26 protein-coding genes and 1 tRNA gene are annotated in these 26,678 nt (G+C 64.4%); 24 read left to right on the top strand and 3 right to left on the bottom strand.

Going from position 1 to position 26,678, the window contains the following annotated elements:
* Nucleotides 1–223: 223 nt before the first annotated feature.
* The 22 genes from rpsO to THIARS_RS16825 all read left to right on the top strand — a co-directional run bounded on the left by rpsO (nucleotide 224) and on the right by THIARS_RS16825 (nucleotide 21,206).
* Nucleotides 224–493, top strand: coding sequence for a 30S ribosomal protein S15 (gene rpsO / locus THIARS_RS16930; RefSeq protein WP_094162215.1), 270 nt, complete (start codon nucleotides 224–226; stop codon nucleotides 491–493).
* Between the two features lie 261 nt (nucleotides 494–754).
* The gene (gene pnp, locus THIARS_RS16925; RefSeq protein WP_094161909.1) at nucleotides 755–2,887 is read left to right on the top strand and encodes a polyribonucleotide nucleotidyltransferase; all 2,133 of its coding nucleotides are present in this window, start codon (nucleotides 755–757) and stop codon (nucleotides 2,885–2,887) included.
* Nucleotides 2,888–2,936: 49 nt separating this feature from the next.
* Entirely contained in the window at nucleotides 2,937–3,917 is a 981-nt protein-coding gene (locus tag THIARS_RS16920; protein ID WP_094162214.1) for an NAD(P)H-quinone oxidoreductase, read from the top strand.
* Nucleotides 3,918–3,943: 26 nt separating this feature from the next.
* Nucleotides 3,944–4,693 (top strand): triose-phosphate isomerase, encoded by a 750-nt coding sequence (tpiA, locus tag THIARS_RS16915; RefSeq protein ID WP_094161908.1) that lies wholly within the window; start codon nucleotides 3,944–3,946, stop codon nucleotides 4,691–4,693.
* Nucleotides 4,694–4,724: 31 nt separating this feature from the next.
* A complete protein-coding gene (gene secG, locus THIARS_RS16910; RefSeq protein WP_094161907.1) occupies nucleotides 4,725–5,186 on the top strand; it encodes a preprotein translocase subunit SecG in 462 nt (153 codons plus the stop codon).
* 172 nt (nucleotides 5,187–5,358) lie between these two features.
* Nucleotides 5,359–5,443, top strand: a tRNA-Leu gene (locus tag THIARS_RS16905).
* A 126-nt stretch (nucleotides 5,444–5,569) separates the two neighbouring features.
* Complete coding sequence (locus THIARS_RS16900) at nucleotides 5,570–5,929, top strand: NADH-quinone oxidoreductase subunit A (RefSeq protein WP_094161906.1); 360 nt, start codon at nucleotides 5,570–5,572, stop codon at nucleotides 5,927–5,929.
* 28 nt (nucleotides 5,930–5,957) lie between these two features.
* Complete coding sequence (locus tag THIARS_RS16895; protein WP_094161905.1) at nucleotides 5,958–6,434, top strand: NuoB/complex I 20 kDa subunit family protein; 477 nt, start codon at nucleotides 5,958–5,960, stop codon at nucleotides 6,432–6,434.
* Nucleotides 6,435–6,467: 33 nt separating this feature from the next.
* Complete coding sequence (locus tag THIARS_RS16890; RefSeq protein WP_094161904.1) at nucleotides 6,468–7,070, top strand: NADH-quinone oxidoreductase subunit C; 603 nt, start codon at nucleotides 6,468–6,470, stop codon at nucleotides 7,068–7,070.
* A gap of 7 nt (nucleotides 7,071–7,077) precedes the next feature.
* Nucleotides 7,078–8,331, top strand: a complete 1,254-nt coding sequence (locus THIARS_RS16885) for an NADH-quinone oxidoreductase subunit D (protein ID WP_094161903.1) — start codon at nucleotides 7,078–7,080, stop codon at nucleotides 8,329–8,331.
* A gap of 5 nt (nucleotides 8,332–8,336) precedes the next feature.
* Nucleotides 8,337–8,837 (top strand): NADH-quinone oxidoreductase subunit NuoE, encoded by a 501-nt coding sequence (gene nuoE, locus THIARS_RS16880; RefSeq protein WP_094161902.1) that lies wholly within the window; start codon nucleotides 8,337–8,339, stop codon nucleotides 8,835–8,837.
* Nucleotides 8,834–10,168: an NADH-quinone oxidoreductase subunit NuoF gene (gene nuoF, locus THIARS_RS16875; protein ID WP_094161901.1), complete on the top strand. Its 1,335-nt coding sequence runs from the start codon at nucleotides 8,834–8,836 to the stop codon at nucleotides 10,166–10,168. Before nuoE ends, nuoF begins: the two co-directional genes overlap by 4 nt.
* Before the next feature lie 47 nt (nucleotides 10,169–10,215).
* On the top strand, nucleotides 10,216–12,573 hold the full coding sequence (nuoG, locus tag THIARS_RS16870) for an NADH-quinone oxidoreductase subunit NuoG (protein ID WP_094161900.1): 2,358 nt from the start codon (nucleotides 10,216–10,218) through the stop codon (nucleotides 12,571–12,573).
* A 3-nt stretch (nucleotides 12,574–12,576) separates the two neighbouring features.
* The gene (gene nuoH / locus THIARS_RS16865; protein ID WP_094161899.1) at nucleotides 12,577–13,638 is read left to right on the top strand and encodes an NADH-quinone oxidoreductase subunit NuoH; all 1,062 of its coding nucleotides are present in this window, start codon (nucleotides 12,577–12,579) and stop codon (nucleotides 13,636–13,638) included.
* Between the two features lie 18 nt (nucleotides 13,639–13,656).
* Entirely contained in the window at nucleotides 13,657–14,145 is a 489-nt protein-coding gene (gene nuoI / locus THIARS_RS16860) for an NADH-quinone oxidoreductase subunit NuoI (protein ID WP_094161898.1), read from the top strand.
* Nucleotides 14,146–14,267: 122 nt separating this feature from the next.
* On the top strand, nucleotides 14,268–14,903 hold the full coding sequence (locus tag THIARS_RS16855) for an NADH-quinone oxidoreductase subunit J (RefSeq protein ID WP_094161897.1): 636 nt from the start codon (nucleotides 14,268–14,270) through the stop codon (nucleotides 14,901–14,903).
* 3 nt (nucleotides 14,904–14,906) lie between these two features.
* Complete coding sequence (gene nuoK / locus THIARS_RS16850) at nucleotides 14,907–15,221, top strand: NADH-quinone oxidoreductase subunit NuoK (RefSeq protein ID WP_031404013.1); 315 nt, start codon at nucleotides 14,907–14,909, stop codon at nucleotides 15,219–15,221.
* A 3-nt stretch (nucleotides 15,222–15,224) separates the two neighbouring features.
* A complete protein-coding gene (gene nuoL, locus THIARS_RS16845; RefSeq protein ID WP_094161896.1) occupies nucleotides 15,225–17,246 on the top strand; it encodes an NADH-quinone oxidoreductase subunit L in 2,022 nt (673 codons plus the stop codon).
* A gap of 33 nt (nucleotides 17,247–17,279) precedes the next feature.
* Nucleotides 17,280–18,764: an NADH-quinone oxidoreductase subunit M gene (locus THIARS_RS16840; protein WP_094161895.1), complete on the top strand. Its 1,485-nt coding sequence runs from the start codon at nucleotides 17,280–17,282 to the stop codon at nucleotides 18,762–18,764.
* 15 nt (nucleotides 18,765–18,779) lie between these two features.
* Entirely contained in the window at nucleotides 18,780–20,240 is a 1,461-nt protein-coding gene (nuoN, locus tag THIARS_RS16835) for an NADH-quinone oxidoreductase subunit NuoN (RefSeq protein ID WP_094161894.1), read from the top strand.
* Nucleotides 20,241–20,291: 51 nt separating this feature from the next.
* Nucleotides 20,292–20,594, top strand: coding sequence for a DUF2818 family protein (locus THIARS_RS16830; protein ID WP_094161893.1), 303 nt, complete (start codon nucleotides 20,292–20,294; stop codon nucleotides 20,592–20,594).
* Nucleotides 20,595–20,615: 21 nt separating this feature from the next.
* Nucleotides 20,616–21,206, top strand: coding sequence for an NUDIX domain-containing protein (locus THIARS_RS16825; RefSeq protein ID WP_094161892.1), 591 nt, complete (start codon nucleotides 20,616–20,618; stop codon nucleotides 21,204–21,206).
* Nucleotides 21,207–21,230: 24 nt separating this feature from the next.
* Here the strand turns inward: THIARS_RS16825 and THIARS_RS16820 are convergent, their stop codons facing one another.
* The gene (locus tag THIARS_RS16820; protein WP_186436759.1) at nucleotides 21,231–21,980 is read right to left on the bottom strand and encodes a metallophosphoesterase family protein; all 750 of its coding nucleotides are present in this window, start codon (nucleotides 21,978–21,980) and stop codon (nucleotides 21,231–21,233) included.
* A gap of 123 nt (nucleotides 21,981–22,103) precedes the next feature.
* Here THIARS_RS16820 and THIARS_RS16815 point away from each other — a divergent pair, with 123 nt between their 5' ends.
* Together THIARS_RS16815 and THIARS_RS16810 are read left to right on the top strand one after the other, a co-directional pair.
* Nucleotides 22,104–24,737 (top strand): DNA internalization-related competence protein ComEC/Rec2, encoded by a 2,634-nt coding sequence (locus THIARS_RS16815; RefSeq protein WP_094161890.1) that lies wholly within the window; start codon nucleotides 22,104–22,106, stop codon nucleotides 24,735–24,737.
* A gap of 86 nt (nucleotides 24,738–24,823) precedes the next feature.
* The gene (locus tag THIARS_RS16810; protein ID WP_094161889.1) at nucleotides 24,824–25,744 is read left to right on the top strand and encodes a DMT family transporter; all 921 of its coding nucleotides are present in this window, start codon (nucleotides 24,824–24,826) and stop codon (nucleotides 25,742–25,744) included.
* Nucleotides 25,745–25,766: 22 nt separating this feature from the next.
* Here the strand turns inward: THIARS_RS16810 and THIARS_RS16805 are convergent, their stop codons facing one another.
* Both THIARS_RS16805 and THIARS_RS16800 read right to left on the bottom strand, forming a co-directional pair.
* Complete coding sequence (locus THIARS_RS16805; protein WP_094161888.1) at nucleotides 25,767–26,468, bottom strand: haloacid dehalogenase type II; 702 nt, start codon at nucleotides 26,466–26,468, stop codon at nucleotides 25,767–25,769.
* Nucleotides 26,465–26,647 (bottom strand): DUF6726 family protein, encoded by a 183-nt coding sequence (locus THIARS_RS16800; RefSeq protein ID WP_094161887.1) that lies wholly within the window; start codon nucleotides 26,645–26,647, stop codon nucleotides 26,465–26,467. The genes THIARS_RS16805 and THIARS_RS16800 overlap by 4 nt, the downstream gene beginning before the upstream one ends.
* Between the last annotated feature and the right edge of the window lie 31 nt (nucleotides 26,648–26,678).

The raw sequence follows: 26,678 nt of genomic DNA, 5'->3' as shown, positions 1-26,678 counted from the left end.
AATACCGCACTTCTCGTGCGGTGAAGTCCAACTTGATGCGCGGTCGAGGCCCGGTCCGTCTGGCTTCATGTCCTGGGACTGCTTGCACGTTCCGTTGTCCGCCGAGATCAGGACGGTGTGCTTGCCGCGCCCCGGTCTTCGGCATCAGGTAAACTTCGCTTTTTTTCACGGCGCGGAACGGTTTCTTCTGCGTTCGCCAGTTTTTTCACAGGAAACTTTCAACATGAGTCTCGAGAAGAGCAACACGGCGCAAATCGTCGCCGACAACGCGCGTGCGCCCAAGGACACGGGATCCCCCGAGGTTCAGGTCGCCCTGCTGACAGCCCGCATCAACGAGCTGACCGGGCATTTCAAAATCCATGCCAAGGACCATCACGGCCGTCGTGGCCTGCTCAAGATGGTGAGTCGGCGTCGCAAGCTCCTGGACTATCTCAAGTCCAAGGACGCTGAGCGCTACAAGGCCCTGATCAGCAAGCTGAGCCTGCGCAAGTAAAGGTGGTGGATTGAATCGGGCGCCTGTGTTGAAGCTTCGACGCAGGCGCTTTGTTGTTGCGCGGGCCGCAGGGTGTACGCGGGGCCCGTTTGACGAGGGAAGTGCCGCTGTGTCATTCCAATGCGACTTTTCGTTTCGCAGCACAGCCCTAGAGTTGCGCTGGAATGGCATTGTGCTTCCCGCCTCACCCTGTTCCTTGCGGGCAGGTCACTGACAGAGGGTGCCGGGGATGTCCCCCGCGCCCATGAACTGGAGTTCACGATGTTCAACAAGATCACGAAATCTTTTCAATGGGGCCAACATACGGTGACCCTGGAGACGGGCGAAATCGCGCGTCAGGCCTCGGGCGCCGTGCTCCTCAACATGGATGACACCGTGGTGCTGGCCACCGTGGTGGCGGCCAAGAAGGCCAAGCCCGGGCAGGATTTTTTCCCGCTCACCGTCGATTACATCGAAAAGACCTATGCCGCGGGCAAGATTCCCGGCGGCTTTTTCAAGCGCGAAGGCCGCTTGAGCGAGAGCGAGACCCTGACCTCGCGCCTGATCGATCGCCCGATCCGGCCCTTGTTTCCCGAAGGTTTCTACAACGAGGTGCAGGTGGTCATCCATGTGATGTCGCTGAATCCGGAGGTCGAGGCCGATATTCCGGCGATGATCGCCGCCAGCGCGGCCCTGGCCATTTCCGGCGTGCCGTTCAACGGCCCGGTCGGCGCGGCGCGCGTGGGCTATGTGAATGGCGAGTTCGTGCTCAATCCCAGCAAGGCCCAGTTGGCCGGCTCGCAACTCGATCTGGTCGTTGCCGGAACCGAATCGGCGGTGCTGATGGTGGAGTCCGAAGCGGACCAACTCTCCGAGGACGTGATGCTGGAGGCCGTGATGTACGGCCACAAGCAGATGCAAACGGCCATCGACGCCATCCATGAACTGGTGCGTGAAGGCGGCAAGCCGGCCTGGGATTGGAAGCCCGAGGCCCGCGATGAGGCGCTGATTGCGCGCATCGACGCCGTCGCCGGGGAAGGTTTGCGCGCAGCCTACAAGATCACGCAGAAGCAGGCCCGGACCGATGCTCTGCGCCAGATCTACGCCCAGGTGCATGAAACCTTGGCGGCCGACGGCACCGAGGTGGATGCCGCCAAGGTCGAGTCGATCCTGTTCGACATGGAAGCGCGCATCGTGCGTGGCCAGATTCTGAACGGCGATCCGCGCATCGACGGGCGCGACACGCGCACCGTGCGTCCGATCTCCATCCGTACCGGGGTGCTGCCGCGTACCCACGGCAGCGCCTTGTTCACCCGCGGCGAAACCCAGGCTCTCGTGGTGGCCACGCTCGGCACCGATCAGGATTCCCAGGTCATCGACGCCTTGGGCGGCGAGTACCGCGACCGTTTCCTGCTGCACTACAACATGCCCCCGTTCGCCACCGGCGAGACCGGGCGCATGGGCTCGCCCAAGCGCCGCGAGATCGGCCACGGTCGCCTGGCCAAGCGCGCCCTGCTCGCGGTGCTGCCGAAGAAGGATGATTTCGCCTACACCATGCGCCTGGTGTCGGAAGTGACGGAGTCGAACGGGTCTTCGTCGATGGCCTCGGTGTGCGGCGGCTGCCTGAGCCTGCTCGACGCCGGCGTGCCGCTGAAGGCGCACGTCGCCGGTATCGCCATGGGACTGATCAAGGAAGGCAACCGTTTCGCCGTGCTCACCGACATCTTGGGTGACGAGGACCATCTCGGCGACATGGACTTCAAGGTCGCCGGCAGCGCCACGGGCATCACTGCGTTGCAGATGGATATCAAGATCCAGGGCATCACGCGTGAAATCATGCAGGTGGCTTTGGCGCAGGCGCGCGAAGGGCGCATGCACATCCTGGGGCTGATGCAGCAGGCCGTGGGCGGCGCGCGCACCGAGGTTTCCCAGTATGCGCCGCGCCTGTACACGATGAAGATCAATCCCGAGCGCATTCGCGACGTGATCGGCAAGGGCGGCGCCGTGATCCGCGCCTTGACTGAGGAGACCGGCACGCAGATCGACATCGCCGAGGACGGCACGATCACGGTCGCCGCGACCGACGCCGACCGCGCGAAGGAGGCAATGCGTCGCATCGGGGAACTCACAGCCGAAGTCGAGATCGGCCAGATCTACGACGGCACGGTGGTCAAGCTGCTGGACTTCGGCGCGCTCGTCAACGTGCTCCCGGGCAAGGACGGCCTGCTGCACATCTCTCAAATCGCCAACGAGCGCATCAACAAGGTCTCCGATCATCTGCAGGAAGGCCAGAAGGTGCGCGTGAAGGTCATCGAGACCGACGACAAGGGACGTTTCCGCCTCTCGATCAAAGCTCTGCTGTCGGCCGAGGAAGGATCTGCCCAGCGCGAGGCGGTGGAGCCGCAACAGTCCTGATCCCGAGTCGGCGCGCGGCCATTGCTCCCGAGTCCCTAGTCCCATGTCCATGCTCGTTGCCGAAATCAGCCAACCCGGCCCTCCGGGCGTGCTGCGCTGGGTCAGCCGCGCGCGGCCGGAGCCTGGGCTCGGCGAGGTGCTCTTGCGCGTGCGTGCCTTCGGCATCAACCGCCCGGACATCCTGCAGCGCAAGGGGTTGTACCCGCCGCCGCCCGGCGCCTCCGACATTCCCGGGCTGGAAGTCTGCGCCGACGTGGTGGGAGGCGATCTTGCCGAGTCGGCGTTGCGCTCCGGTCAGCGTGTCTGCGCCTTGCTCACGGGGGGCGGATACGCCGAGTATTGTGTTGCCCCGGCCGGACAATGCCTGCCCGTCCCCGAGGGGCTGAGTGACGCCGAGGCGGCGGCACTGCCCGAGACCTTTTTCACGGTCTGGCATAACGCATTCGAGCGCGGTGCGCTCAAACCGGGCGAGTTGATCCTCGTGCAAGGCGGCTCCAGCGGAATCGGGACTGTGGCGATCCAGTTGGCCCATGCCCTGGGGTCCAGGGTCTGGGCGACGGCGGGATCCGAGGCGAAATGCCAGGCCTGTCTGGCGCTCGGCGCCGAGCGCGCCATCAATTACCGCACGCAGGACTTTGTCGAGCAGGTTCGGGAACACACCTCGGGCCGGGGCGTCGATGTGATCCTCGACATGGTGGCGGGGGATTACGTGGCGCGCGAGATGGCTTGCCTTGCCGAGGATGGGCGTCTGGTCGTCATCGCCGTCCAGGGCGGCACCGCCGCCGCGTTCGACGCCGCGCTGCTGATGCGGCGCCGGCTGAGCATCACCGGATCCACGCTGAGGGCGCGCAGCGTGGAGTTCAAATCCAGGCTCGCCGAAGCCTTGCGCAAGAACGTCTGGCCATTGCTCGAATCTGGCCGGGTCCGTCCGCAAATTCACGCCGTCTTGCCGGCGGAGCAGATCGCCCAGGCTCACGCCATGATGGAAGGTGGTCAGCACATCGGCAAGATCGTGCTGACCTGGTCCTGATCGACCCCACAAGGAGACAACACGAGATGCGTCGCAACATGGTTGCCGGTAACTGGAAAATGCATGGTTCATTGGCTGCGAACCAGGCCTTGCTGTCGGCCTTAATCGCAGCTCCCGAGCCCGCTTGCGACGTCGTTGTTTGCGTGCCATTTCCCTATCTGGCGCAGGCGGGTCAATTGCTTGCCGGGCATGCCATCGGGCTGGGAGCGCAAGACTGCTCCATGCACGAACAGGGCGCTTATACCGGCGAGGTTTCGGTTGGCATGTTGCGCGAGTTTTCCTGCAGCCATGTCATCGTCGGGCATTCCGAGCGCCGCGCCTATCACGCCGAGGGAGATGCGCTGGTGGCCGCAAAGGCCCAGCGCGCACTGAGCGCCGGGATCACGCCGATTGTCTGCCTGGGCGAAACCCTCGAGCAGCGCGAGCGTGGCCAGACCGAGGCCGTGGTGGGTATGCAGCTCGATGCCATCTTGCATCTGCTCGGCAGCCGCATGCATGAACTGGTGCTGGCTTACGAGCCTGTCTGGGCCATCGGCACCGGCCGTACCGCGACGCCTGAGCAGGCACAGGACGTGCATGCCTTTATCCGCCAGCGGGCTTTGCGGCACCATGTTTCTGCCGAGCAGACGCGTTTGCTCTATGGCGGCAGCGTCAAGCCGGACAATGCCGCCGAACTCTTTGCGCAGCCTGATATCGACGGGGGCCTCATCGGTGGCGCCTCCCTCAAGGCCGTGGACTTCCTCGCCATCGTCGACGCGGCCAAACACCGCGGCTAAAGCGCGGAACGTTTATCAACGGATTTCCATCATGCATATCGTTCTGAACCTCATCCTCATCGTCCAAATCCTCTCGGCGCTGGCCATGGTTGGCTTGATCCTGATGCAGCACGGCAAAGGTGCTGACATGGGGGCATCGTTTGGTTCGGGCTCATCCGGCAGCCTATTCGGTGCCACCGGTTCGGCCAATTTCCTGAGTCGCAGCACGGCTGTTGCCGCCACCGTGTTTTTCGTCTGTACCCTGGCTCTGGCTTATTTCGGCAATTTGCCTGGAAGCGACGGGGGCGGTCTGATGAGCCGGCTTGCCGGCACGGAGAAATCGGCGACCGTGCAACCGCCGGCTGGCCCGTCTTCCGCATCGGCTGCTTCCAGCGTGCCTTCCGGTATCGCCCAGATTCCCGGCGCCGCTTCCGGCGTCGCTCCGGCGGCCAAGCCCAAGTCCGTCGCCTCGACACCCGCGGCGGCCACGCAAAGTGGTGGCAAGAAGCCTTGATGGTGCAACGCACAACACTTTTTCTGCGGTTTGTCAATCGGTTCGGATTTTGAAACTTGTCGTTGCGCAAACGTGCGCTCTGCGGCGTTGCGGGATGGCTACCGAAGTCGTTAAAATGTAGAGTTTGGTTGCATCCCGCTTGGGGTGCGGCCGGTTCTGAATGAAGCGTCATGCCGACGTGGTGAAATTGGTAGACACGCTATCTTGAGGGGGTAGTGGCGAAAGCTGTGCGAGTTCGAGTCTCGCCGTCGGCACCAGATTTGTTGCGGTGAATCAAACAAGAAAAAAGCAGCTGCCGATACATTGACGGCACGTTGCGGGTGGATCCGGTTGACCTGTGTGCAACCGTCTTGAATCGACCAAATCACGAGGAGGAGAGCCTGATGTTTTTGGAGCAATACCTGCCTGTTTTGCTCTTCATCCTGGTCGGGATCGGGGTTGGTGTCGGTCCTTTGGTGCTGGGACGTCTGCTTGGGCCGAACCGACCCGATAGCGCGAAGAATGCGCCCTACGAGTGTGGCTTCGAGGCCTTCGAGGATGCGCGCATGAAGTTCGATGTTCGCTACTACCTGGTTGCCATCCTGTTCATCCTGTTCGATCTCGAAATCGCCTTTCTTTTCCCCTGGGCCGTCGTGCTCAGGCAGGTGGGGGCGACCGGTTTCTGGGCCATGATGATCTTCCTGTCCATTCTTGTGGTGGGCTTTATCTACGAATGGAAAAAGGGGGCGTTGGACTGGGAGTAATCTTGGTCGCGCACCTTGGGGAGCAAGCATGAGCATCGAAGGCGTTTTGAACGAGGGCTTCATCACCACATCGGCCGACAAGCTGATCAACTGGACGCGCACGGGATCGCTTTGGCCCATGACCTTTGGCCTGGCTTGCTGCGCCGTCGAAATGATGCATGCCGGTGCCGCGCGTTACGACCTCGACCGCTTCGGCATCGTGTTTCGTCCCAGCCCGCGCCAGTCCGACCTGATGATCGTGGCCGGAACCCTGTGCAACAAGATGGCCCCGGCGCTGCGGAAGGTCTACGACCAAATGGCCGAGCCTCGCTGGGTGGTCTCCATGGGGTCCTGCGCCAACGGTGGCGGTTACTACCACTACTCCTATTCGGTGGTGCGCGGCTGTGATCGCATCGTGCCGGTCGACGTCTACGTGCCCGGTTGCCCTCCCACGGCGGAGGCGCTGCTCTACGGCCTGATCCAGCTGCAGAACAAGATTCGGCGAACCAACACCATCGCGCGCTGAGCCCGGTTCACAGCGCACTTACCGCACGTCCCGATGACCAGCAAACTTGCACAGCTTCAGCTCGATCTCCAGCAATACTTGGGTGAACGCATCGCGCCATTGTCGATGGACTTGGGTGAACTGACCCTGGACGTGCGGCCATCCGAATATCTCGAAGCCTGCCGCATCCTGCGCGATCACGAATCCCTGCGTTTCGAGCAGCTCATCGACCTCTGCGCGGTCGACTACCAAGGGTATGCGAACGCCCCTTGGGACGGGCGCCGCTATGTGGTGGTGCTTCACCTCCTGTCCGTGCACTGCAATCATCGCGTGCGGGTGCGGGTATGGTGTCCCGACGACGATTTTCCCATCGTGCCTTCGGTCGATTCCATCTGGAACAGCGCCAACTGGTACGAGCGCGAGGCATTCGATCTCTATGGCGTGGTGTTCGAGGGGCACAACGATCTTCGCCGCATCCTGACCGACTACGGCTTCATCGGGCACCCCTTCCGCAAGGACTTCCCGATCAGCGGTACGGTCGAGATGCGCTATGACCCCGAAGCCAGGCGCGTGATCTACCAGCCCGTGACCATCGAGCCGCGCGAGATCGTGCCCCGCATCGTGCGCGAAGCCGGCTACGGCGGCCTGAAACACTGAGCAAGCCATGGCAGAAATCAAGAACTACACGCTGAATTTCGGCCCGCAGCATCCGGCGGCGCATGGCGTCCTTCGTCTTGTCCTGGAACTCGATGGCGAGGTCATCCAGCGCGCCGATCCGCATATCGGGCTGCTGCACCGCGCGACCGAAAAACTGGCGGAGACGCGCACCTACATCCAGGCCCTGCCCTATATGGACAGGCTGGACTATGTGTCGATGATGTGCAACGAGCACGCCTATGTGCTGGCGATCGAGAAACTCCTCGGCATCGAGGTGCCGGAGCGCGCGCAGTACATCCGCGTCATGTTCGCCGAGATCACGCGCTTGCTGAACCACCTGCTTTGGCTGGGTGCGCACGGGCTGGACTGCGGCGCGATGACCATCTTCCTCTACGCCTTCCGTGAGCGGGAGGATCTGTTCGACATGTACGAGGCGGCTTCGGGTGCCCGCATGCATGCCGCCTATTTCCGTCCGGGCGGCGTGTATCGCGACCTGCCCGACTCCATGCCGCAGTACCGCGAATCCAGCGTCCACGGTCCCCGCGAGACCAAGGCGCTGAATAGCAATCGAAGCGGATCGTTGCTGGACTTCATCGACGACTTCACCCAGCGCTTTCCCAAGTACGTCGATGAATACGAAACCTTGTTGACGGACAACCGCATTTGGAAGCAGCGCACGGTTGGCATCGGCGTCGTGTCTCCCGAGCGCGCCTTGCAACTCGGTTTCACGGGCCCCATGCTGCGCGGTTCTGGCATCGTCTGGGACTTGCGCAAGAACCAGCCCTATGACGTCTACGACCGGATGGACTTCGACATTCCCGTGGGCAAGGAAGGCGACTGCTACGACCGCTATCTGGTGCGCATGGAGGAGATGCGCCAGTCCAATCGCATCATCCAGCAGTGCGTGGCTTGGCTGCGCGCCAATCCAGGGCCGGTCATCACCGACAACCACAAGGTGGCTCCGCCATCGCGGGTCGAGATGAAGACCAGCATGGAACAGCTCATTCATCACTTCAAGCTGTTCTCCGAGGGGTTCCACGTGCCCGAAGGACAGGCCTATGCGGCCGTGGAGCATCCCAAGGGCGAGTTCGGCATTTATCTCGTCTCCGACGGCGCGAACAAACCCTTCCGTCTGAAGATCCGCGCCCCTGGCTTTGCGCATCTTGCCGCGATGGACGAAATGTCGCGCGGCCACATGATTGCCGACGCCGTGGCCATCATCGGCACGATGGACATCGTGTTCGGCGAAATTGACCGGTGAATCCCATGTTGTCTGAATCGACCCGCCAGCGCATCGATCGCGAATTGGCCAAATACCCCGCTGATCAGAGGCAGTCGGCAGTCATCGCTGCGTTGTCCATCGTGCAACAGGAAAGCGGCTGGGTTTCGCCCGATGCCGAGCGCGACGTCGCTGACTACATCGGCATGCCGGCCATCGCCGTGCACGAAGTGGTGACCTTCTACAACATGTTCAACACCAAGCCGGTGGGACGCTACAAATTGAACATCTGCACCAATCTGCCGTGCCAATTGAGCGGCGGCATGCAAGCGGCCCAGTATCTGAGCGAGAAGCTCGGCGTGGCACTGGGGGAGACCACACCGGATGGTTTGTTCACGCTGCAGGAAAGCGAGTGTCTGGGGGCTTGCGGTGATGCGCCCGTCGCCTTGGTCAACGACCGTCGCATGTGCAGTTATCTGAATCACGCTCAACTCGACGCTCTGATCGACGAACTCAGGGCCGACGCGGCGCGAGGGGGAGCGGCATGAAGGCTGGAACATCGAGCGGCCTGGAAACCTGCTTCCACGGCCGTCATCTGAGCCCGCAGATCCTGCTCGGGTTGGATGGCAAGAACTGGGGCCTGAGCGGCTATGTCGCGCGCGACGGCTACCAGGCATTGCGCAAGATTCTCGGCGCTGACGGCGGCCCCGGCATGACGCCGGAGCAAGTGATCGCCGAGGTCAAGCTCTCGGCCCTGCGCGGGCGGGGCGGCGCCGGTTTTCCGACCGGTTTGAAGTGGAGTTTCATGCCACGGCAGTTTCCGGGTCAGAAGTATCTGGTGTGCAATTCCGACGAAGGCGAGCCCGGAACCTTCAAGGACCGCGACATCCTGCGCTTCAATCCGCACATCGTCATCGAAGGCATGGCGATCGCCGCCTACGCCATGGGCATCAGCGTCGGCTACAACTACATTCACGGCGAGATCTTCGAGGATTACGAGCGTTTCGAGGAAGCCTTGGAAGAGGCGCGCGCCGCAGGTTTTCTCGGCAACAACATTCTTGGCAGTTCGTTCAGCTTCCAGTTGCACGCCTCGCACGGCTTCGGCGCCTACATCTGTGGCGAGGAAACGGCGCTGCTGGAGTCGCTCGAAGGCAAGAAGGGGCAGCCCCGCTTCAAGCCTCCATTCCCCGCCAGTTATGGCCTGTACGGCAAGCCCACCACGATCAACAACACCGAGACTTTCGCCGCGGTGCCCTGGATCATTCGCAATGGCGGCCAGGCCTATCTCGAGGTCGGTAAACCGAACAACGGCGGCACCAAGATCTATTCGGTCTCGGGCGACGTGGCGCTGCCGGGCAACTACGAGGTGCCGATGGGCACGCCGTTCTCCAAGCTGCTGGCGCTGGCCGGGGGCATGCGCGGGGGCAGGGCGCTGAAGGCCGTGATCCCCGGCGGATCTTCCGCGCCGGTGCTGCCCGCGGACATCGTCATGGACTGCACGATGGACTACGACTCCATCGCCAAGGCCGGCTCCATGCTCGGTTCCGGCGCGGTCATCGTGCTCAACGACACGCGCTGCATGGTCAAGTCGCTGCAGAGGCTGTCGTACTTTTATCAGCATGAGTCGTGCGGGCAATGCACGCCATGCCGCGAAGGCACGGGATGGCTGTACCGCATGGTTCACCGCATCGAAAACGGTCAGGGCCGCGCCGAAGATCTGGAATTGCTGAACTCCGTGTCCGACAACATCGCAGGGCGCACCATCTGCGCGCTGGGGGATGCGGCGGCCATGCCGGTGAAATCCTTCATCAAGCATTTCCGCGCCGAGTTCGAGCATCACATTGAACACAAGACCTGCATGGTTCCCGCGTATGTTTGACGCCATCGACGCCAAGCCGCAGACCCTGCACACGAGGTTGACACGACATGGTTGAACTGGAAATCGACGGTCGCAAGGTCGAGGTGCCCGAGGGCTCCATGGTCATGGACGCCGCGCACAAGCTCGACATCTACGTTCCGCACTTCTGCTACCACCCCAAGCTGTCCATCGCGGCCAATTGCCGCATGTGCCTGGTCGACGTGGAAAAGGCGCCCAAACCCCTGCCGGCCTGCGCCACGCCCGTGGCGCAGGGCATGATCGTGCGCACCCATTCGGACAAGGCGGTGCAGGCCCAGAAGGGCGTGATGGAGTTGCTGCTCATCAACCACCCGCTGGATTGCCCGATCTGCGATCAGGGCGGCGAGTGCCAGCTGCAGGACTTGGCGGTCGGTTACGGCGCGTCGGCTTCGCGCTATCAGGAAGAAAAGCGCGTCGTGTTCCACAAGAACGCCGGCCCCCTGGTGGCGATGGAGGAGATGAGCCGCTGCATCCATTGCACACGCTGCGTGCGTTTCGGCCAGGAGGTGGCGGGCATCATGGAGCTCGGCATGGTCCATCGCGGCGAGCATTCCGAGATCACCACCTTCCTCGAAGGCTCGATCGACTCCGAGTTGTCGGGCAATATGATCGACATTTGCCCGGTCGGCGCGCTCACCAGCAAACCCTTTCGCTTCGCCGCGCGCACCTGGGAGCTCACGCGCCGCGCGTCCGTGAGTCCGCACGACAGCCTGGGCAGCAACCTGGTGATGCAGGTGAAGAACAACAAGGTCATGCGTGTGGTGCCGCAGGACAACGAGGCCATCAACGAATGCTGGATTTCCGACCGCGATCGTTTCAGCTACGAGGGGCTCAATAGCTCGGAGCGCCTGACCCGCCCCATGATTCGCGACGACGGGACGTGGCGTGAGACAGACTGGCCCACGGCGCTGGGCTATGTCGCGCAGGGTTTGCGCCGCGTCATCGAGGTGGACGGCGCCCGGGCCCTGGGGGCGCTGGCCACCGCCGACAGCACGCTCGAGGAGTTGTTCCTGCTGGGCAAACTGGTGCGCGCCTTGGGGAGCGAGAACATCGATTTCCGCTTGCGCCATGCCGACTTCTCGCACGATGCCGTCGGCCACGGCATTCCCTGGCTGGGCCTGCCCATCGCCGATGTGCGACGTCTGCAGTCCGCTTTCGTCATCGGATCCTTCCTGCGCAAGGATCATCCCCTCCTCGCCGCCAAGCTGCGCCGCGCTTGCAAATCAGGCTGCAAGCTCAGCGTGCTGCACGCGGCAGACGACGACTTGCTCATGCCCGTGCATGCACGGCTCATCGCCGCTCCCAGTGCCTGGGTGTCCCTGCTGGCCGAAGTGGCGGCCGGTGTCGCCGATGCCAAGGGCATCGGGCGCCCCGTGGCAGTCGCGAGCGTGCGCCCTGGCGAAGCCGCCCAGCGCATCGCGCAAAGTCTGATGGCCGGGGAACGCAAGGCCGTGCTGCTCGGCAACGCCGCGGCCCAGCATCCCGAAGCCACCCAGCTGGCGGCTCTGGCGCGCTGGCTTGCCGACAACACGGGGGCGAGTTTCGGCTATACGGTGGAGGCGGGCAATACGGTTGGCGCGCACCTCGTGGACGCAAAGCCGCGTCAGGGCGGATTGAACGCGGCGCAAATGCTGGATGCGCCGCCTGCCGCCATGCTGTTGCTGAACGTCGAGCCCGAGTTCGACACGCCGCGCGGGGCCGCAGCCCTCGAGGCGATGCGCAAATCCGCCTTCGTCGTGGCCCTGAGCGCCTACAAGCATGGCGCGATGGACTATGCCCAGGTCATGCTGCCCATCGCGCCCTTCAGCGAAACGGCGGGCAGTTTCGTGAATTGCGAAGGTGTCTTGCAGTCCTTTAATCCGGTCGTGGCCTCGGTCGGCCAATCGCGTCCGGCGTGGAAGGTCCTGCGCGTCCTGGCCGACCAGCTCGGTCTGGCCGGTTTCGAGTACGACGCCATCGAGGCCGTGCGGGAGGCTGCATTGCAGGGCGTGGATATTGCCGCGCGTCTGGGGCGGTCTGAGGCGCCGCCGCTGTCGCAGACCCTGGGGTCGGCCAACGGCCGGGAGCCAGCTGGCGATGCCGGGTTCGAGCGCCTGAGCGAAGTCCCCATCTACCGCAGCGACGCCATCGTGCGCCGCGCGCCTTCGTTGCAGCAAACGCGCGACGCGCGCCTGGCTGGGCAGATCGCCCTGCCTGCCGATGCCTGGGAACGCCTGGGCTTGCAGCCGGGCGATCGCGTCACCGTGAAGCAAGGTCCCTTCTCCGCCGAATTGCCGGCCAGGCTGGATGCCGGGTTGGCTGCCGGCGTGGTGCGAATCCCGACGGCACATCCTGCCACGGCCAGTCTCGGCGCGTTGTTCGGCGCCGTCTCCGTCCACAAGGTCTGACCCATGTTCGACGCCTTCAACTCCGGTGGTTTGCAACTGCTCGGGCCCGTGGCCTGGCCGGTGGTATGGACGGTGATCAAGATCGTCGCCATCGTCCTGCCGCTGTTCATCGCCGTGGCCTATCTCACGCTGTGGGAGCGCAAGCTCATCGGCTGGATCCAGATCCGCATCGGCCCGAATCGGGTCGGTCCCTACGGCTTGCTGCAGCCTATCGCCGACGGCTTGAAGTTCATCTTCAAGGAAATCATCGTCCCGACCAAGTCCAGCCAGTTCCTGTTCATTCTCGGCCCCATCATGACCATCATGCCGGCGCTGGCCGCGTGGTCGGTCATGCCCTTCGGGCCCGACGTGGCGTTGGCCAACGTGAATGCGGGGTTGCTGCTGATTCTCGCCATCACCTCGCTGGAGGTGTACGGCATCATCATCGCCGGCTGGGCATCCAACTCCAAATACGCCTTTCTCGGCGCGATGCGGGCATCGGCGCAGATGGTGAGCTACGAAATCGCCATGGGCTTTTGTCTGGTGATCGTGCTGATGGTCTCCGGCAGCCTCAATCTGAGCGCCATCGTGGCCGGCCAGCAGAAGGGCCAGTTTGCCGGCATGGGGCTGAACTTCCTGTCCTGGAACTGGCTGCCCCTGCTGCCGATTTTCGTCGTCTACCTCATTTCCGGCATCGCCGAAACCAACCGCCATCCCTTCGACGTGGTCGAAGGCGAGTCCGAGATCGTGGCCGGGCATATGGTCGAATATTCGGGCATGTCGTTCGCGCTGTTCTTCCTCGCCGAATACGCGAACATGATCCTGGTGTCCTTCCTCGCCAGCATCATGTTCCTCGGCGGCTGGGATGCCCCGGTGGCTTTTCTCGGTTTCATTCCCGGGTGGATCTGGCTCGGTGTCAAGGCCTTCCTGGTGGTGTCGATCTTTCTCTGGGTGCGAGCCACCTTCCCGCGCTATCGCTATGACCAGATCATGCGCCTGGGCTGGAAGATCTTCATTCCCGTCACCTTGGTCTGGCTGGTCCTGATCGGCGCGTGGATGCAAACGCCCTGGTCGATCTGGCACTGAAACGGAGAACACACAGCCATGGCCGCAGTCCGCGACACCTTCAACAGCTTTTTCCTGGTCGAACTCGTCAAGGGTCTGGCCCTGACCGGCAAGCACGCCTTCCGGCGCAAGATCACGGTGCAGTACCCGGAGGAGAAGACGCCGATGTCGCCGCGTTTCCGCGGCCTGCATGCGCTGCGCCGCTACCCCAACGGCGAGGAGCGCTGCATCGCCTGCAAGCTCTGCGAGGCGGTTTGCCCGGCGCTGGCCATTACCATCGAGTCCGAGCAGCGCGATGACGGCACGCGCCGCACCACGCGCTACGACATCGACCTGACCAAGTGCATTTTCTGCGGCTTCTGCGAGGAAAGCTGTCCGGTCGATTCCATCGTCGAAACCCATATCTTCGAGTACCACGGCGAGCAGCGCGGTGATCTGTATTTCACCAAGGACATGCTGCTGGCCGTGGGTGACCGCTACGAGCACGAAATCGCCCCCAACAAGGAGGCCGACGCCAAATTCCGCTGAAGGCGGCCATGCCGGCTCGGACTTGACCCGGCTGGAAGCCTCTCCTCATTGCCAGTGCATCGAGCAAGCTTGCCTGCGTCAAGCCTTGCGCAGTTTTCCCGCGCTGTCGAAACCATCCGATCATGAGCATCCAAACCGCGCTGTTCTATCTGTTTTCCGTCGTCCTGTTGTTCGCCGCGTTCCGCGTGATCACCGCGCGCAACCCGGTGCATTCGGCGCTGTATCTCGTGCTGGCGTTCTTCCAGGCATCGACGATCTGGATGCTGCTGAAGGCCGAATTCCTCGCCATCGTGCTGGTGCTGGTGTATGTCGGGGCGGTGATGGTGCTGTTCCTGTTCGTGGTGATGATGCTCGACATCAACCTCGATCGCCTGCGCCAGGGTTTCTGGCGCTATTTCCCGGTTGCGGCGCTGGTCGGCGCACTCATCATCCTGGAGATGTCCGCCGTGCTGATGCAGGCGTTCCAGATCGGGGGCCAGACCGCGGCGGCCCAGGCCGCAGGCCAGGCGGTCACTCCGGTGGCACACGCGCTCGCGCAACTGCCCAATACCAATGCCCTGGGGCTGGTGCTCTATACGCGGTATCTCTACCCGCTTGAAATCGCGGCGGTCATTTTGCTGGTCGCCATCATCGCCGCCATTTCACTGACCCTGCGTCGTCGCAAGGACACCAAGACGATTCAGGTCTCCGAGCAGATCAAGGTGCGGCGCGAGGACCGCGTGCGCCTGGTGCAGATGAAAGCCGAAGGCAAGGAGTAAGCCATGTTGGGATCCCTCAGTCTGGCCCATTACCTCGTGCTGGGCGCCATCCTGTTCGCCATTTCGGTGGTGGGCATCTTCCTCAACCGCCGCAACCTGATCGTCTTGCTCATGGCCATCGAGCTGATGCTGCTCGCGGTCAACCTCAACTTCATCGCGTTCTCGCATTACCTGCAGGACATGGCGGGACAGGTGTTCGTGTTTTTCATCCTCACCGTGGCCGCGGCCGAGTCGGCCATCGGGCTGGCGATTCTGGTGGTGCTGTTCCGCAACCTGTCCACGATCAACGTGGATGAACTCGATCATCTCAAGGGTTAAGGCATGGCTGACACGCTCAATCCCACGCTTCTGCTCGTCATCGCGCTGGCTCCCTTGGCGGGGGCCGTCATCGCCGGGCTGTTCGGACGGAGCATCGGACGCACAGGCTCGCACGTCGTCACCATCGCCGGTGTCGGCCTTTCGTGCGTCCTGTCGGTCTGGGTGCTGATCCAGGTCATCGGCGGCGCCCACTACAACGCCACGGTCTACACCTGGATGCAGGTCGGCAGCCTCAAGATGGATGTCGGCTTCCTGATCGACAGCCTTTCGGCGCTGATGATGGTGATCGTCACCTTCGTCTCACTGATGGTGCACGTCTACACCATCGGCTATATGTCGGACGACCCGGGCTACCAGCGCTTCTTCGCCTATATCAGCTTGTTCACCTTCAGCATGCTGATGCTGGTGATGAGCAACAACATGCTGCAGCTGTTCTTCGGCTGGGAGGCGGTGGGCCTGGTGTCGTATCTGCTCATCGGCTTCTGGTACACCAAGCCGTCGGCCGTGTTCGCCAACCTCAAGGCCTTCGTCGTCAACCGCGTGGGCGATTTCGGCTTCATCCTGGGCATCGGCCTGGCGCTGGCCTACACCGGCAGCCTCAACTACAGCGACATCTTCGCCAAGGCGCCCGCGCTGGCGCAGCTGCATTTCCCGGGCACGGACTGGATGCTGATCACGGTGATTTGCATCAGTCTGTTCATCGGTGCGATGGGCAAGAGCGCGCAGTTCCCGCTGCATGTCTGGCTGCCCGATTCGATGGAGGGCCCCACGCCCATCTCGGCCCTGATCCACGCCGCCACCATGGTCACGGCCGGCATTTTCATGGTGGCGCGCATGTCGCCGCTGTTCGAGCTGTCCAATACCGCGCTGTCCTTCATCCTGGTCATCGGCGGCATCACGGCCCTGTTCATGGGTTTCCTCGGCGTGATCCAGAACGACATCAAGCGCGTCATCGCCTATTCCACGCTGTCCCAGCTCGGCTACATGACGGTGGCGCTGGGGGCCTCGGCCTATTCGGTGGCCATCTTCCACCTGATGACCCACGCCTTCTTCAAGGCCCTGCTGTTCCTGGCGGCCGGCTCGGTCATCATCGGCATGCACCACGACCAGGACATCCGCCACATGGGCGGCCTGCGCAAGTACATGCCCATCACCTGGATCACCTTCCTGGTGGGCTCGCTGGCCCTGATCGGCACGCCTTTCTTCTCCGGCTTCTACTCCAAGGACAGCATCATCGAGGCGGTGGCCGCAAGCCACCTGCCGGGCGCGGGATTCGCCAGCTTCGCGGTCACGGCCAGCGTGTTCGTCACGGCGCTGTATTCCTTCCGCCTTTACTTCCTGGTGTTTCACGGCAAGGAGCGATTCCGCGACCTGCCGGGACATGACGAACACGGCCATGATGGCGGGCACCACGCCGCGCTCGAACCGCACGAGTCGCCCTGGGTGGTCACGCTGCCGCTGATCCTGCTGGCCATTCCCTCCGCGGTCATCGGCTATTTCGCCATCCAGCCGCTGCTGTTCGGTGGTTTTTTCAACGGCGCCATCACGGTCGACACCGCGGCGCACCCGGCCATGGCCGACTTGGCCGAGCATTTCCATGGCCCGCTCCTGATGACCTTGCACGCCTTCGCTTCGCTGCCGCTGTGGCTGGCGGCGGCCGGCGTTGCCGTGGCGTATTACAGCTATATGGTCAACCTGGCGTTCCCGGCGACGATGGAGCGCATGTTCAAACCCGTCTACACCCTGCTCGACCACAAGTACTACATGGACTGGATCAACGAGCACATCATCGCTGCGGGAACCCGCCTCGTCGGCAGGGGGCTCTGGAAAGGCGCCGACGCCGGGCTGATCGATGGTGTGGTGGTGAACGGCACTGCCCGCCTGGTCGGGATTGCCGCAGGCCTCATCCGCCAATTGCAGACCGGCTTCATCTACTACTACGCCCTGGCGATGATCGCCGGAGTCGTGGTGTTCATGTGGCTGTTCGTTCCGGGCAAGTTGTTGTCCGGCTGGTTCATCCGATAAATCCAACAGGGCCCGCGGCTTTCGTTCAACCCTATGCAATCGCTACCCTTGCTGAGCCTGTCCATCTGGACGCCCATCGCCTTCGGCATCCTGATCCTGCTGCTCGGGCGCGAGACCAACGCCCCTGCCATGCGCTGGCTGGCGCTGGTCGGCGCCTTGCTGAGCTTGCTCGTGACCATCCCGCTGGTCACCGGGTTCAACATGGCCGACGCCGGCATGCAGTTCGTCGAGCGCGCGCCCTGGATCGAGCCGTTCAACATCCACTACCACCTCGGCATCGACGGCATTTCCCTGTGGTTCATCCCGCTGACGGCCTTCATCACCGTCATCACCGTGATTGCCGGCTGGGAGGTGATCACCGAGCGCGTGCCGCTCTACATGGCGTCCTTCCTCATCCTCTCCGGGTTGATGGTGGGGGTGTTCTGCGCGCTCGACGGCATCCTGTTTTACGTCTTCTTCGAGGCCACGTTGATTCCGATGTACCTCATCATCGGCATCTGGGGCGGTCCGCGCCGGGTCTATGCGGCGTTCAAGTTCTTCCTCTACACCCTGCTCGGCTCGCTGCTGATGCTGGTCGCGCTGATCTATCTGTACTTCCAGTCGGGCGGCAGCTTCAACATCCTCGACTGGTACACCGTGCCGCTGTCGCGCATGGCGCAGATCCTGCTGTTCGTGGCCTTCTTCTTCGCCTTCGCGGTCAAGATCCCGATGTGGCCGGTCCACACCTGGCTGCCCGATGCGCACGTCGAGGCGCCGACCGGGGGCTCCATCGTGCTGGCGGCCATCATGCTCAAGCTCGGCGCCTACGGCTTCGTGCGCTTCGTGCTGCCCATCGTGCCGGACGCCAGCCATGAACTGGCGCCGGTGGTCATCGCCCTGTCCATCATCGCGGTCATCTACATCGGCCTGGTGGCGATGGTGCAGACCGACATGAAAAAGCTGGTCGCCTACTCGTCCATCGCGCACATGGGTTTCGTCACCCTGGGCTTCTTCCTGTTCTCCGACCTGGGCGTGCAGGGCGGGCTGGTGCAGATGATCTCGCACGGCTTCGTCTCGGGTGCCATGTTCATGAGCATCGGCGTGCTGTACGACCGCATGCACACCCGGCAGATCGCCGACTATGGCGGAGTGACCGGCCCCATGCCGCGCTTCGCCGCGTTCGCCGTGCTGTTCGGCATGGCCAATGCCGGCTTGCCGGGGACCAGCGGCTTCGTCGGCGAATGGATGGTGATCCTGGCCGCGGTCAAGAGCAGCTTCTGGCTGGGCCTGCTTGCCGCGACGACGCTGATCCTGGCGGCGGGCTACACCTTGTGGATGGTCAAGCGCGTGTTCTTCGGCCCGGTGGCCAACGATCACGTCGCGGCGCTGAAGGACATCGGCGCTCGCGAATTTCTCATCCTTGGCGTCCTGGCGGCCGCCGTGCTGTGGTTCGGCCTGTACCCCAAATTCTTCACCGATCCGATGCAAGCCAGCGTCACCCAACTCCTGCAGCATGTCGCTGCTTCCAAACTGCAGTAAGCCTGCCCCTTCACGATGAACTGGATTGCGGTCTATCCCGAGATCTTCCTGCTGATCATGGCTTGCGTGGTCATGCTCGCCGACCTGTTTTTCAAAGGCGCCGAGCATCGCGTGGCCTATGGCCTGACCTTGTTCACCCTGCTGGTCCTGCTCGTGTTGAACGCGGCTTACTACATGGCTGGCTTCGATCTGTTCGCGATGGACCGCATGGTCATCGTCGATCCCATGGCCATGCTGCTCAAGCTGTTCACCACGGCGGCCACGGGCATGAGCCTGATCTACGCCCGGCGCTACGCGCTGGATCGCGGCATGTGGGGCGGCGAGCTGTTCAGCCTCGCGCTGTTTGCCCTGCTCGGCCAGTTCGTGATGATCTCCGGCAATAACCTTCTGGTCATCTATCTCGGGCTCGAACTGCTTTCCCTGGCGCTGTATGCGCTGGTGGCCTTGCGCCGCGACTCGGCGCTGGCCACCGAGGCCGCCATGAAGTATTTCGTGCTCGGCGCGCTGGCGTCGGGCTTCCTGCTCTACGGCATGTCCATGATCTACGGCGCCACCGGCTCGCTGGATCTGGCCGTGGCCTTCAAGACCATTTCGCTCGAACCGCTCAACCGCGCCGCGCTGGTCATGGGGATCGTGTTCATCGTCGCCGGACTGGCCTTCAAGCTCGGCGCCGCCCCGTTTCACATGTGGATTCCCGACGTCTATCAGGGCGCTCCCACCGCGGTGGTCTTGCTGGTCGGGGGCGCACCCAAGCTCGCCGCTTTCGCCATGAGCATCCGGCTCTTGGTGGAAGGGCTGTTCCCTCTGGCCATGGACTGGCAGCAGATGCTGGTGGTGCTGGCCGTGCTGTCCATGGCCATCGGGAACTTTGCCGCCATTGCGCAAACCAATCTCAAGCGCATGCTGGCCTATTCCACGATCGCCCAGATCGGCTTCATGCTCTTGGGGCTGATGTCGGGCATGATCAACGGCAACGGCATTTCGGCTTCGGTGGCCTACAGCGCCTCCTTGTTCTACCTCGTGATCTATGTGCTCACCACGCTCGGGACCTTCGGCATCATCATGTTCATGGCCCACCAGGGTTTCGAGGCCGAAGACATCCAGGATTTCGCCGGGCTGGGCAAGACGCATCCTTGGCTGGCTGGCATCATGACCTTCCTGATGTTCTCGCTTGCCGGCCTGCCGCCGTTCGCCGGGTTCTATGCCAAATTCGAAGTGCTTTCGGTCTTGCTCGCCACAGGCCGCGTCTGGCTCGTCGTGCTCGCGGTGATCCTGTCCGTGGTCGGCGCCTTCTACTATCTGCGCATGATCAAGACGATGTATTTTGACGCGCCGACACGGGAACACAAGGTGCAGGCATCGCCGACCGCCTGGGTTCTGATGTCGCTCAACGGCTTGTCGGTGCTGGCGCTGGGAATCGTCCCCGGCGGCTTGATGACGCTGTGCTACCAGGCCATCGCCAACTCGCTGCACTGACCCAGGGCTGTTGCCTCCCATTACCACGCATCTTCCGGAAATCCCTTATCCATGCAATCGTCCGCTGTCTGGCTGGTGCTGGTGTTGGCCATCATTGGCGCCAACCTGCCGTTCTTGTCCAACCGCTTTTTCCTCATCTTTCCGCTCAAGCGCGACAAGGGCTGGATCATGCGGGTGGGCGAACTCATCGTTTTGTACTTCATCGTGGGCGGCCTGTCGCTGGCGCTCGAATCGCGCCTCGGCCAGATCTACCCGCAGAAGTGGGAGTTCTATGCCGTGTCGGCTTCGATGTTCATCGTGCTGGCCTTTCCCGGCTACGTGGCGCGCTACCTCACGCGCCGCATCACCGATTAAACGCGCCGACCGACGCAGCCCATGACCGAGCCCGTGCACGCCGACCTGCAGGAAATCGTGGTGTCCTCGCACCGGGTGTTCGACGGCAACTTCCTGCACGTGCAGCGCGATACCGTGCGCCTGCCGGACGGCGCCTTGGCCGAACGCGAATACATCAGGCATTCCGGCGCCGTCATGGTCATCCCGCTGCTGGCCAACGGTCGCGTGCTGATGGAGCGGCAGTGGCGCACGCCCATGCACCGCGTGATGATCGAGTTCCCGGCGGGCAAGCTCGACCCCGGCGAGAGCTGGCAAGTCTGCGCCCAGCGAGAACTGCGCGAGGAAACCGGCTACACGGCGCGCGAGTGGGCCTATATCGGCATCATCAACAACGCCATTTCCTATTCCGACGAGGCGATCCACCTCGTGCTGGCGCGCGATCTGACTCCTGGGCGCCAGCAGCTCGACGCCCATGAGTTTCTCGACGTCTTCGAGGCGGAACCGCGGCAGGTCCTGGACTGGGTCCGCGACGGGACCGTCACCGACGTCAAGACCGTGATCGGCGCGTTCTGGCTGGACAAGCTCTTGTCCGGTGCCTGGGACCTGCCCTGGCAGGCGCTGAGCACGGACTGACCACGTCGCGGCGCCGCGGCGGGCTTACATCGCGCGGCCGCTTTCCAGCCACGCGGCCCAGTCCGCGGCCCCTTCGGCGCGCGCCTTGCGCGCCGCCGCATCCCAGTCGTAATCCACCGCGAGCAGCGCCGCGCTCCAGCGTCCCGCGCGGCGCTCGCATAGCGCGTAGCGCGCGTGCGGGCTACCGGTTTCGATGACGTGAAACCCGCCATGAAGGTCGTCGAAGGCGGGTAGACCCACGCTTCCTGGGTTCACCAGCAGGCTCGGCCCGTGCCGCACGACACGCGGCTGATGACTGTGGCCGCAAAGCAGTAGCTGGGGCCGATCCAGTCCCTTCAGCCGCGCGGCGATTTCCTGCGGCCGCGCCAGGCGCGCGCCCGCCGCGCCGGCGTCCGGGCTCACGGTTTCGAGCAGATAGTCCAGATCATTTTCCGGCCGCCCATGCACCATCAGGACATCCGGCACGGGTGTGCGGGACGCGGGCAGGGCAGCGAGCCAGGCGAGGTGCCGGTCCTCGCAGGCTTCGAAGGCGAACTGATCCGGCGCCCCGCCGGGCGATTGGGCGCAGGCCAGCAACTGGCGCTCGTGATTGCCCGCGATGGACGGCCAATCAAGACGCATCAGCAGCTCGGCGGTCTCGCGCGGCCACAGCGGCCCGCTGAGCAGGTCGCCGCAGTCGACGATGAGGTCGGCACCGCGCCGCGCAATGTCGTCCAGCACCGCATGCAAGGCGGCAAGATTGCCGTGGATGTCGGAGACCGCGGCAATGCGCAGGGTCGAGGTCGTGGGCATGGTGCTGGCTCGATCGTGTTGTGCTCATTTTGACACCAGGACGCGCCGGCCACGAGCAATGTGAAACTAAATGCAACAATTGGGGCATCACGGAAACGATGTCGGATGCCCACAATCGCGCTCGGCCTGTTGCTCGGAAGTCTGCTGCAAATGCAGCAGGCGACCCTCTGGCCGTCGCGGACGTATCTCTGGATGTGCGCAGCGGCGATCGCCTGGCTGGTGGTGTCGGGCGCCGTCACGCTGCGCGCGCGCTGGCGGGGCGTGGGCGAACGGGCAGCAGGCCGAAACGCCGAGCAGGCCGCTGCGGCGCCGGGCCGCAGGCGACGCGCGATCGCCGCGTTGCAAGCGGTCCTGGCCCTGGCCGCGGCGGCGTGTCTCGCTTATGGCGCGGCCGGGTGGCGCGCCGGGCATCGGCTGGCCGACCGCCTGGCGCCGCCGCTCTGGGGCCAGGTAATGCCTGTCGAAGGCGTGGTCGAAAGCCTGCCTGTGCGCCATCCGGACAGCACCCGCTTCGTCTTCGTCCCCTTGCATCTCGTGCCAGGCATGCCCGCGCGCATTCTGGTGTCCTGGCACGCGCCGCGTCCGCGCAAGGACTGGTCGGATGCCGCGTCGGGCAGCGGCGAAGCCGAGGCCGTCATGGCCGCGCCACCGCTGGTGCATCCCGGCGAGGTGTGGCGGCTGCCCTTGCGCTTGAAGCCGGTGCATGGGAGCGCCAATCCGGCGGGTTTCGACGCCGAGCTGTGGCTGTTCGAGCAGGGGGTCGGCGCCACCGCCACGGTCAGCCAGGCCAGGCGTTACGAACCACCCACGCCGCTCGGGCGCTTGGCCGGCAGCTCCGCGCTGGCGCTCGAGTCGCTGCGCGACGCGCTGCGCGCGCGCATCGATGCGGCGCTGTCCGGCAACCCGCAGGCAGGCGTCATCGCCGCGCTGGCGCTGGGTGATCAGGCGGCCATCCCCTCGCGCGAATGGGCGGTTTACCGCATCACCGGCGTTGCCCATCTGATGAGCATTTCCGGCCTGCACATCACCATGCTGGCCTGGATCGCGGCCTGGTCGGCGGCTGCGTTGTGGCGCCGCACCGCGCGCCTGCGCAGGCCTGGGCCGTTGTGGCTGCCGGCGCCGACGGTCGCGGCGGCCTGCGGACTGCTGGCGGCCACCGCCTATTGCCTGCTCGCCGGCTTCGGCGTGCCGGCGCAACGCACGTTGCTCATGCTGGGCGCGGGCCTTTTGCTGCGCATGGCCGGCTTGCGATTGAGCTGGCTCCAAACGCTGGCATGGGCGCTTTGCGCCGTGCTGTTGTGGGATCCTTGGGCGGTGCAGCAGCCGGGCTTCTGGCTGTCGTTCTGCGCTGTGGCCATCCTGTTCCTGTCCGACCCGTCGACCGTGGCGCGGCAGGACCAGCAGGGCATCCGGCAACAGGCCACTGCGCCCGATGGCCGGCAGACGCTGGGGCAGTCGAGCCTGGCGCGACTCAAGGCAGCGGGCCGCTCGCAATGGGCGGTCACGCTGGCGCTCGCACCGCTGACCTTGCTGTTTTTTCAACAAATCGCCTTGCTTTCGCCGCTGGCCAATGCCGTGGCCATCCCGGTGGTCACCCTCTGGGTGGCGCCGTTATCCGTGCTCGGGCTGATCCTGCCGGCTCCGCTCGACACGTGGGTCTGGCAGGCGGCGGCATGGGCGCAAGCTTGGCTTGCATGGCTGCTGGCGCAGATCGCCGCATGGCCCCAGGCGCAGTGGCATGCGGCGGCCCCGGCATGGCCGGCCTTGCCGTTGGCGGCATTGGGCGTCTTGGCGCTGGTCTTGCCCTGGCCATGGCGTCTTCGCGTTCCGGGTTTTGCCCTGCTTGCGCCGTTGCTGTTCAACCCGGGCCAGCGCCCACAGGATGGGCATGTGGAGGCCTGGCTCGCGGACGTGGGTCAGGGCATGGGCATCATCGTGCGCACGGCGAAGCACACGCTCTTGTTCGACGCCGGACCGACCCTGGGGCCGCAGAGCGACGCCGGGGAACGCATCTTGTTGCCCCTGCTGCATGCGCTGGGCGAGCGGCGGCTGGACAAGGTCGTGCTCAGCCATGCCGATGCCGACCACATCGGCGGAGCGGTTTCCCTGGCGCGGGCCTATCCGGGGACCGCTGCCGTGAGTTCGGTGGCGCGCGAGCGCGTGCTCGCACTGGGCTATGCCAGTGCCCAGCCCTGTGTCGCGGGCATGCGCTGGGTGTGGGATGGCGTCGAATTCGCCCTCTTGCATCCCCAGCCCGGGGATGCCACGCCCGCGCATCGCACCAACGCGCATTCCTGCGTGTTGCACGTGGCCAGCCGGTACGCCTCGCTGCTGCTCACGGGGGACATCGAGCGGGCGCAGGAAAGGCTGCTGGCGGCCGGGCCTCGGGCCGAGATGCTCGCGGCCGACCTGCTGCTGGCCGCGCATCACGGCAGCAAGAGCTCGTCCAGCGCCGAATTTCTGCTGGCCGTGCATCCGCGCCTCGTCGCCATCCAGGTGGGTTTCATGAACAGCTACGGACATCCACACCCCGACGTCATGCGGCGCTATGCCGAGTTTGGGTTGCCGGTGCGCCGTACCGACCGGGACGGCGCCCTGCTATGGCGCGATGCCGAACCCGGCATGCTGCGTTCCTGGCGCGAGAGCCAGCGGCGCTATTGGCATTTGCGCTGGACGCAAGCGCAATCCGCGCCTCCGGAGGCGCTGGCAGGCGCCCGCCGCGCAGCGGCCGCCAGATAGCCGCCGGGTCGAGAATCCGAGCAGGCCGCAAGCCGGCGGCCACAGGGTTGCGAGCAAGGATCGGTGCCGCTTGGAATAATGGCCGGATGCGCGCGCACACCAAACTTGATTTCAGCACGGTTCTCCTGCTGACCCTGCCACCTCTGCTTTGGGCCGGAAACGCCGTGGTCGGCCGCTTGATGGTCGGGCAGATTCCGCCCCTGGCGCTGAGTTTCGACCGCTGGTTTTTCGCGCTGCTGGTCTCCTTGCTGTTCACCGGGCCCGCCTTGTGGCGCGAGCGCGCGGTGCTGCGCCGGCACTGGAAGCCGTTGGCCTGCATGGGCCTTGTCGGCGTGGCGAGCTACAACTCGCTGCAGTACGTGGCGCTGCACACCACCTCGCCGCTGAACGTCTCGCTCATCACTTCGGCCGCGCCGGTCTTCATCCTGCTGATCGGCGCGGTGTTCTACCGCGAGCCGATCGGCGCGGGGTCCTGGTGGGGTGCCGCCTTGTCGGTGGGGGGCGTGATCGTCGTGGTCACCAAGGGGCAGCTCACCCATCTGCTGCAATTGACGCTCGCGCCCGGTGATCTGCTGATGCTGCTGGCGGTGTTCCTCTGGGGCTTCTACACCTGGGAGCTGCGTCGCCGTCCGCTCGGCCTGTCGCCCTTCGTGTCGCTCTCGGCGCAAATGGCCTGGGGCACTTTGTTCATCGCGCCTTTCGCCGCCTACGAACATTGGGTGCTGGGCGAGAGCACGCATTGGGGGGCGCCGGTGGTGCTGTCGATCGCGTATGCCGCGGTGCTGGCGTCCTTGCTGGCTTATGTGTGCTGGGGCACGGCGGTGGCGCGGACCGGAGCGCAGATCCCGGCCTATTTCGGGAACCTCGCGCCCGTGTTCGCCGCGCTGCTGTCCTATCTGTTCCTGCACGAAGGCATTGCGCTGTACCACCTGTTTGGCGCGGCACTGATCTTCGCGGGCATCCATGTGGCGCTGCGTGCGCGGCCACGCATCGCCGCCGCGCATTGACGGCGTCTAGGGCCTGTTCACGCTATGTCTGCACCCGCGCCGGGGGTTTGGGCAAATCCAGCAAGGCGTCGAGGCTGCTGACTTGGTAGGGCGGCGCGGCAGGCAGCCTTTCGGCGGCCTGCCCGCCACGGTTGCACCACACCACCTGCAGACCGTAGGCGCTCGCGGAATAGGCGTCCCAGCCATTGGACGAGACGAAGCCGATCGCCGCTGCCGGCAGGCCCAGGGCACGTTCGGCCTGACGGTAGACCTCGGGATGCGGCTTGTAGACGCCGACCGTGTCGGCCGAGAGCACGGCGTCGAGCGAGGCGCCGAGCCCGCTGGCGCGCACCGCGGTGTCCAGCCATTCCGGCGTACCGTTGGACAGGATGGCGAGGCGGAATCCGCGCCCATGCAGCGCCGCGAGCGTGGCCGGGGCATCCGGGTAGGCGCTCGGCGTGCGGTAGGCGTCGAGAAGACGCTGCCGAAGCGCGGCGTCGTGGATGCCGAGGGTGTCCAGCGCGAAGTCCAGCGCGTCGGCGGTGACCTGGGCGAAGTCCGCATAGCGTCCCTGCAGGGTGCGCAGCCAGGTGTATTGCAGCTGCTTGTCGCGCCAGAGCCTGGCCAACGCGGCGGCCGGCTCGCCCAGGGCCTCGGCGCAGGCGGCAACGGGCGAGGCCACGTCGAACAAGGTGCCATAGGCATCGAAGACGAAGGCCCGGATCGGAGGTGCGGCTTGGGTCATGGATCGATCACTCCCGCGCACACATCGGTCGGCACAGCCGCCGCGTGCCCGATGACGGGAATCATCTTGATCCCGGCCGAAGCCACGCGGCAAGGCGCGGCCACCACGCCGCAGCCGGACAGCGCAAAGCTTGCCAGCAGCGAGGCGGTGATGGACCAGAGGGGAAAGGGTCGGTTCATCGCATCATCCCGGTTGTCGGCGCCGCGCCCA

The organism is Thiomonas delicata (genome assembly GCF_900088825.1).
GTDB classification, from domain to species: Bacteria; Pseudomonadota; Gammaproteobacteria; order Burkholderiales; family Burkholderiaceae_C; genus Thiomonas_A; species Thiomonas_A delicata.
The sequence above is the reverse complement of the archived record's forward strand: the minus strand, read 5'-3'. Positions and strand labels throughout refer to the sequence as shown.

Excerpts from the sequence above, each read along its gene's own strand:
- rpsO (WP_094162215.1), top strand. The coding sequence starts at position 224 with ATGAGTCTCGAGAAGAGCAACACGGCGCAAATCGTCGCCGACAACGCG.
- pnp (WP_094161909.1), top strand. The coding sequence starts at position 755 with ATGTTCAACAAGATCACGAAATCTTTTCAATGGGGCCAACATACGGTG.
- THIARS_RS16920 (WP_094162214.1), top strand. The coding sequence starts at position 2,937 with ATGCTCGTTGCCGAAATCAGCCAACCCGGCCCTCCGGGCGTGCTGCGC.
- tpiA (WP_094161908.1), top strand. The coding sequence starts at position 3,944 with ATGCGTCGCAACATGGTTGCCGGTAACTGGAAAATGCATGGTTCATTG.
- secG (WP_094161907.1), top strand. The coding sequence starts at position 4,725 with ATGCATATCGTTCTGAACCTCATCCTCATCGTCCAAATCCTCTCGGCG.
- THIARS_RS16900 (WP_094161906.1), top strand. The coding sequence starts at position 5,570 with ATGTTTTTGGAGCAATACCTGCCTGTTTTGCTCTTCATCCTGGTCGGG.
- THIARS_RS16895 (WP_094161905.1), top strand. The coding sequence starts at position 5,958 with ATGAGCATCGAAGGCGTTTTGAACGAGGGCTTCATCACCACATCGGCC.
- THIARS_RS16890 (WP_094161904.1), top strand. The coding sequence starts at position 6,468 with ATGACCAGCAAACTTGCACAGCTTCAGCTCGATCTCCAGCAATACTTG.
- THIARS_RS16885 (WP_094161903.1), top strand. The coding sequence starts at position 7,078 with ATGGCAGAAATCAAGAACTACACGCTGAATTTCGGCCCGCAGCATCCG.
- nuoE (WP_094161902.1), top strand. The coding sequence starts at position 8,337 with ATGTTGTCTGAATCGACCCGCCAGCGCATCGATCGCGAATTGGCCAAA.
- nuoF (WP_094161901.1), top strand. The coding sequence starts at position 8,834 with ATGAAGGCTGGAACATCGAGCGGCCTGGAAACCTGCTTCCACGGCCGT.
- nuoG (WP_094161900.1), top strand. The coding sequence starts at position 10,216 with ATGGTTGAACTGGAAATCGACGGTCGCAAGGTCGAGGTGCCCGAGGGC.
- nuoH (WP_094161899.1), top strand. The coding sequence starts at position 12,577 with ATGTTCGACGCCTTCAACTCCGGTGGTTTGCAACTGCTCGGGCCCGTG.
- nuoI (WP_094161898.1), top strand. The coding sequence starts at position 13,657 with ATGGCCGCAGTCCGCGACACCTTCAACAGCTTTTTCCTGGTCGAACTC.
- THIARS_RS16855 (WP_094161897.1), top strand. The coding sequence starts at position 14,268 with ATGAGCATCCAAACCGCGCTGTTCTATCTGTTTTCCGTCGTCCTGTTG.
- nuoK (WP_031404013.1), top strand. The coding sequence starts at position 14,907 with ATGTTGGGATCCCTCAGTCTGGCCCATTACCTCGTGCTGGGCGCCATC.
- nuoL (WP_094161896.1), top strand. The coding sequence starts at position 15,225 with ATGGCTGACACGCTCAATCCCACGCTTCTGCTCGTCATCGCGCTGGCT.
- THIARS_RS16840 (WP_094161895.1), top strand. The coding sequence starts at position 17,280 with ATGCAATCGCTACCCTTGCTGAGCCTGTCCATCTGGACGCCCATCGCC.
- nuoN (WP_094161894.1), top strand. The coding sequence starts at position 18,780 with ATGAACTGGATTGCGGTCTATCCCGAGATCTTCCTGCTGATCATGGCT.
- THIARS_RS16830 (WP_094161893.1), top strand. The coding sequence starts at position 20,292 with ATGCAATCGTCCGCTGTCTGGCTGGTGCTGGTGTTGGCCATCATTGGC.
- THIARS_RS16825 (WP_094161892.1), top strand. The coding sequence starts at position 20,616 with ATGACCGAGCCCGTGCACGCCGACCTGCAGGAAATCGTGGTGTCCTCG.
- THIARS_RS16815 (WP_094161890.1), top strand. The coding sequence starts at position 22,104 with ATGCCCACAATCGCGCTCGGCCTGTTGCTCGGAAGTCTGCTGCAAATG.
- THIARS_RS16810 (WP_094161889.1), top strand. The coding sequence starts at position 24,824 with ATGCGCGCGCACACCAAACTTGATTTCAGCACGGTTCTCCTGCTGACC.
- THIARS_RS16805 (WP_094161888.1), bottom strand. The coding sequence starts at position 26,468 with ATGACCCAAGCCGCACCTCCGATCCGGGCCTTCGTCTTCGATGCCTAT.
- THIARS_RS16800 (WP_094161887.1), bottom strand. The coding sequence starts at position 26,647 with ATGAACCGACCCTTTCCCCTCTGGTCCATCACCGCCTCGCTGCTGGCA.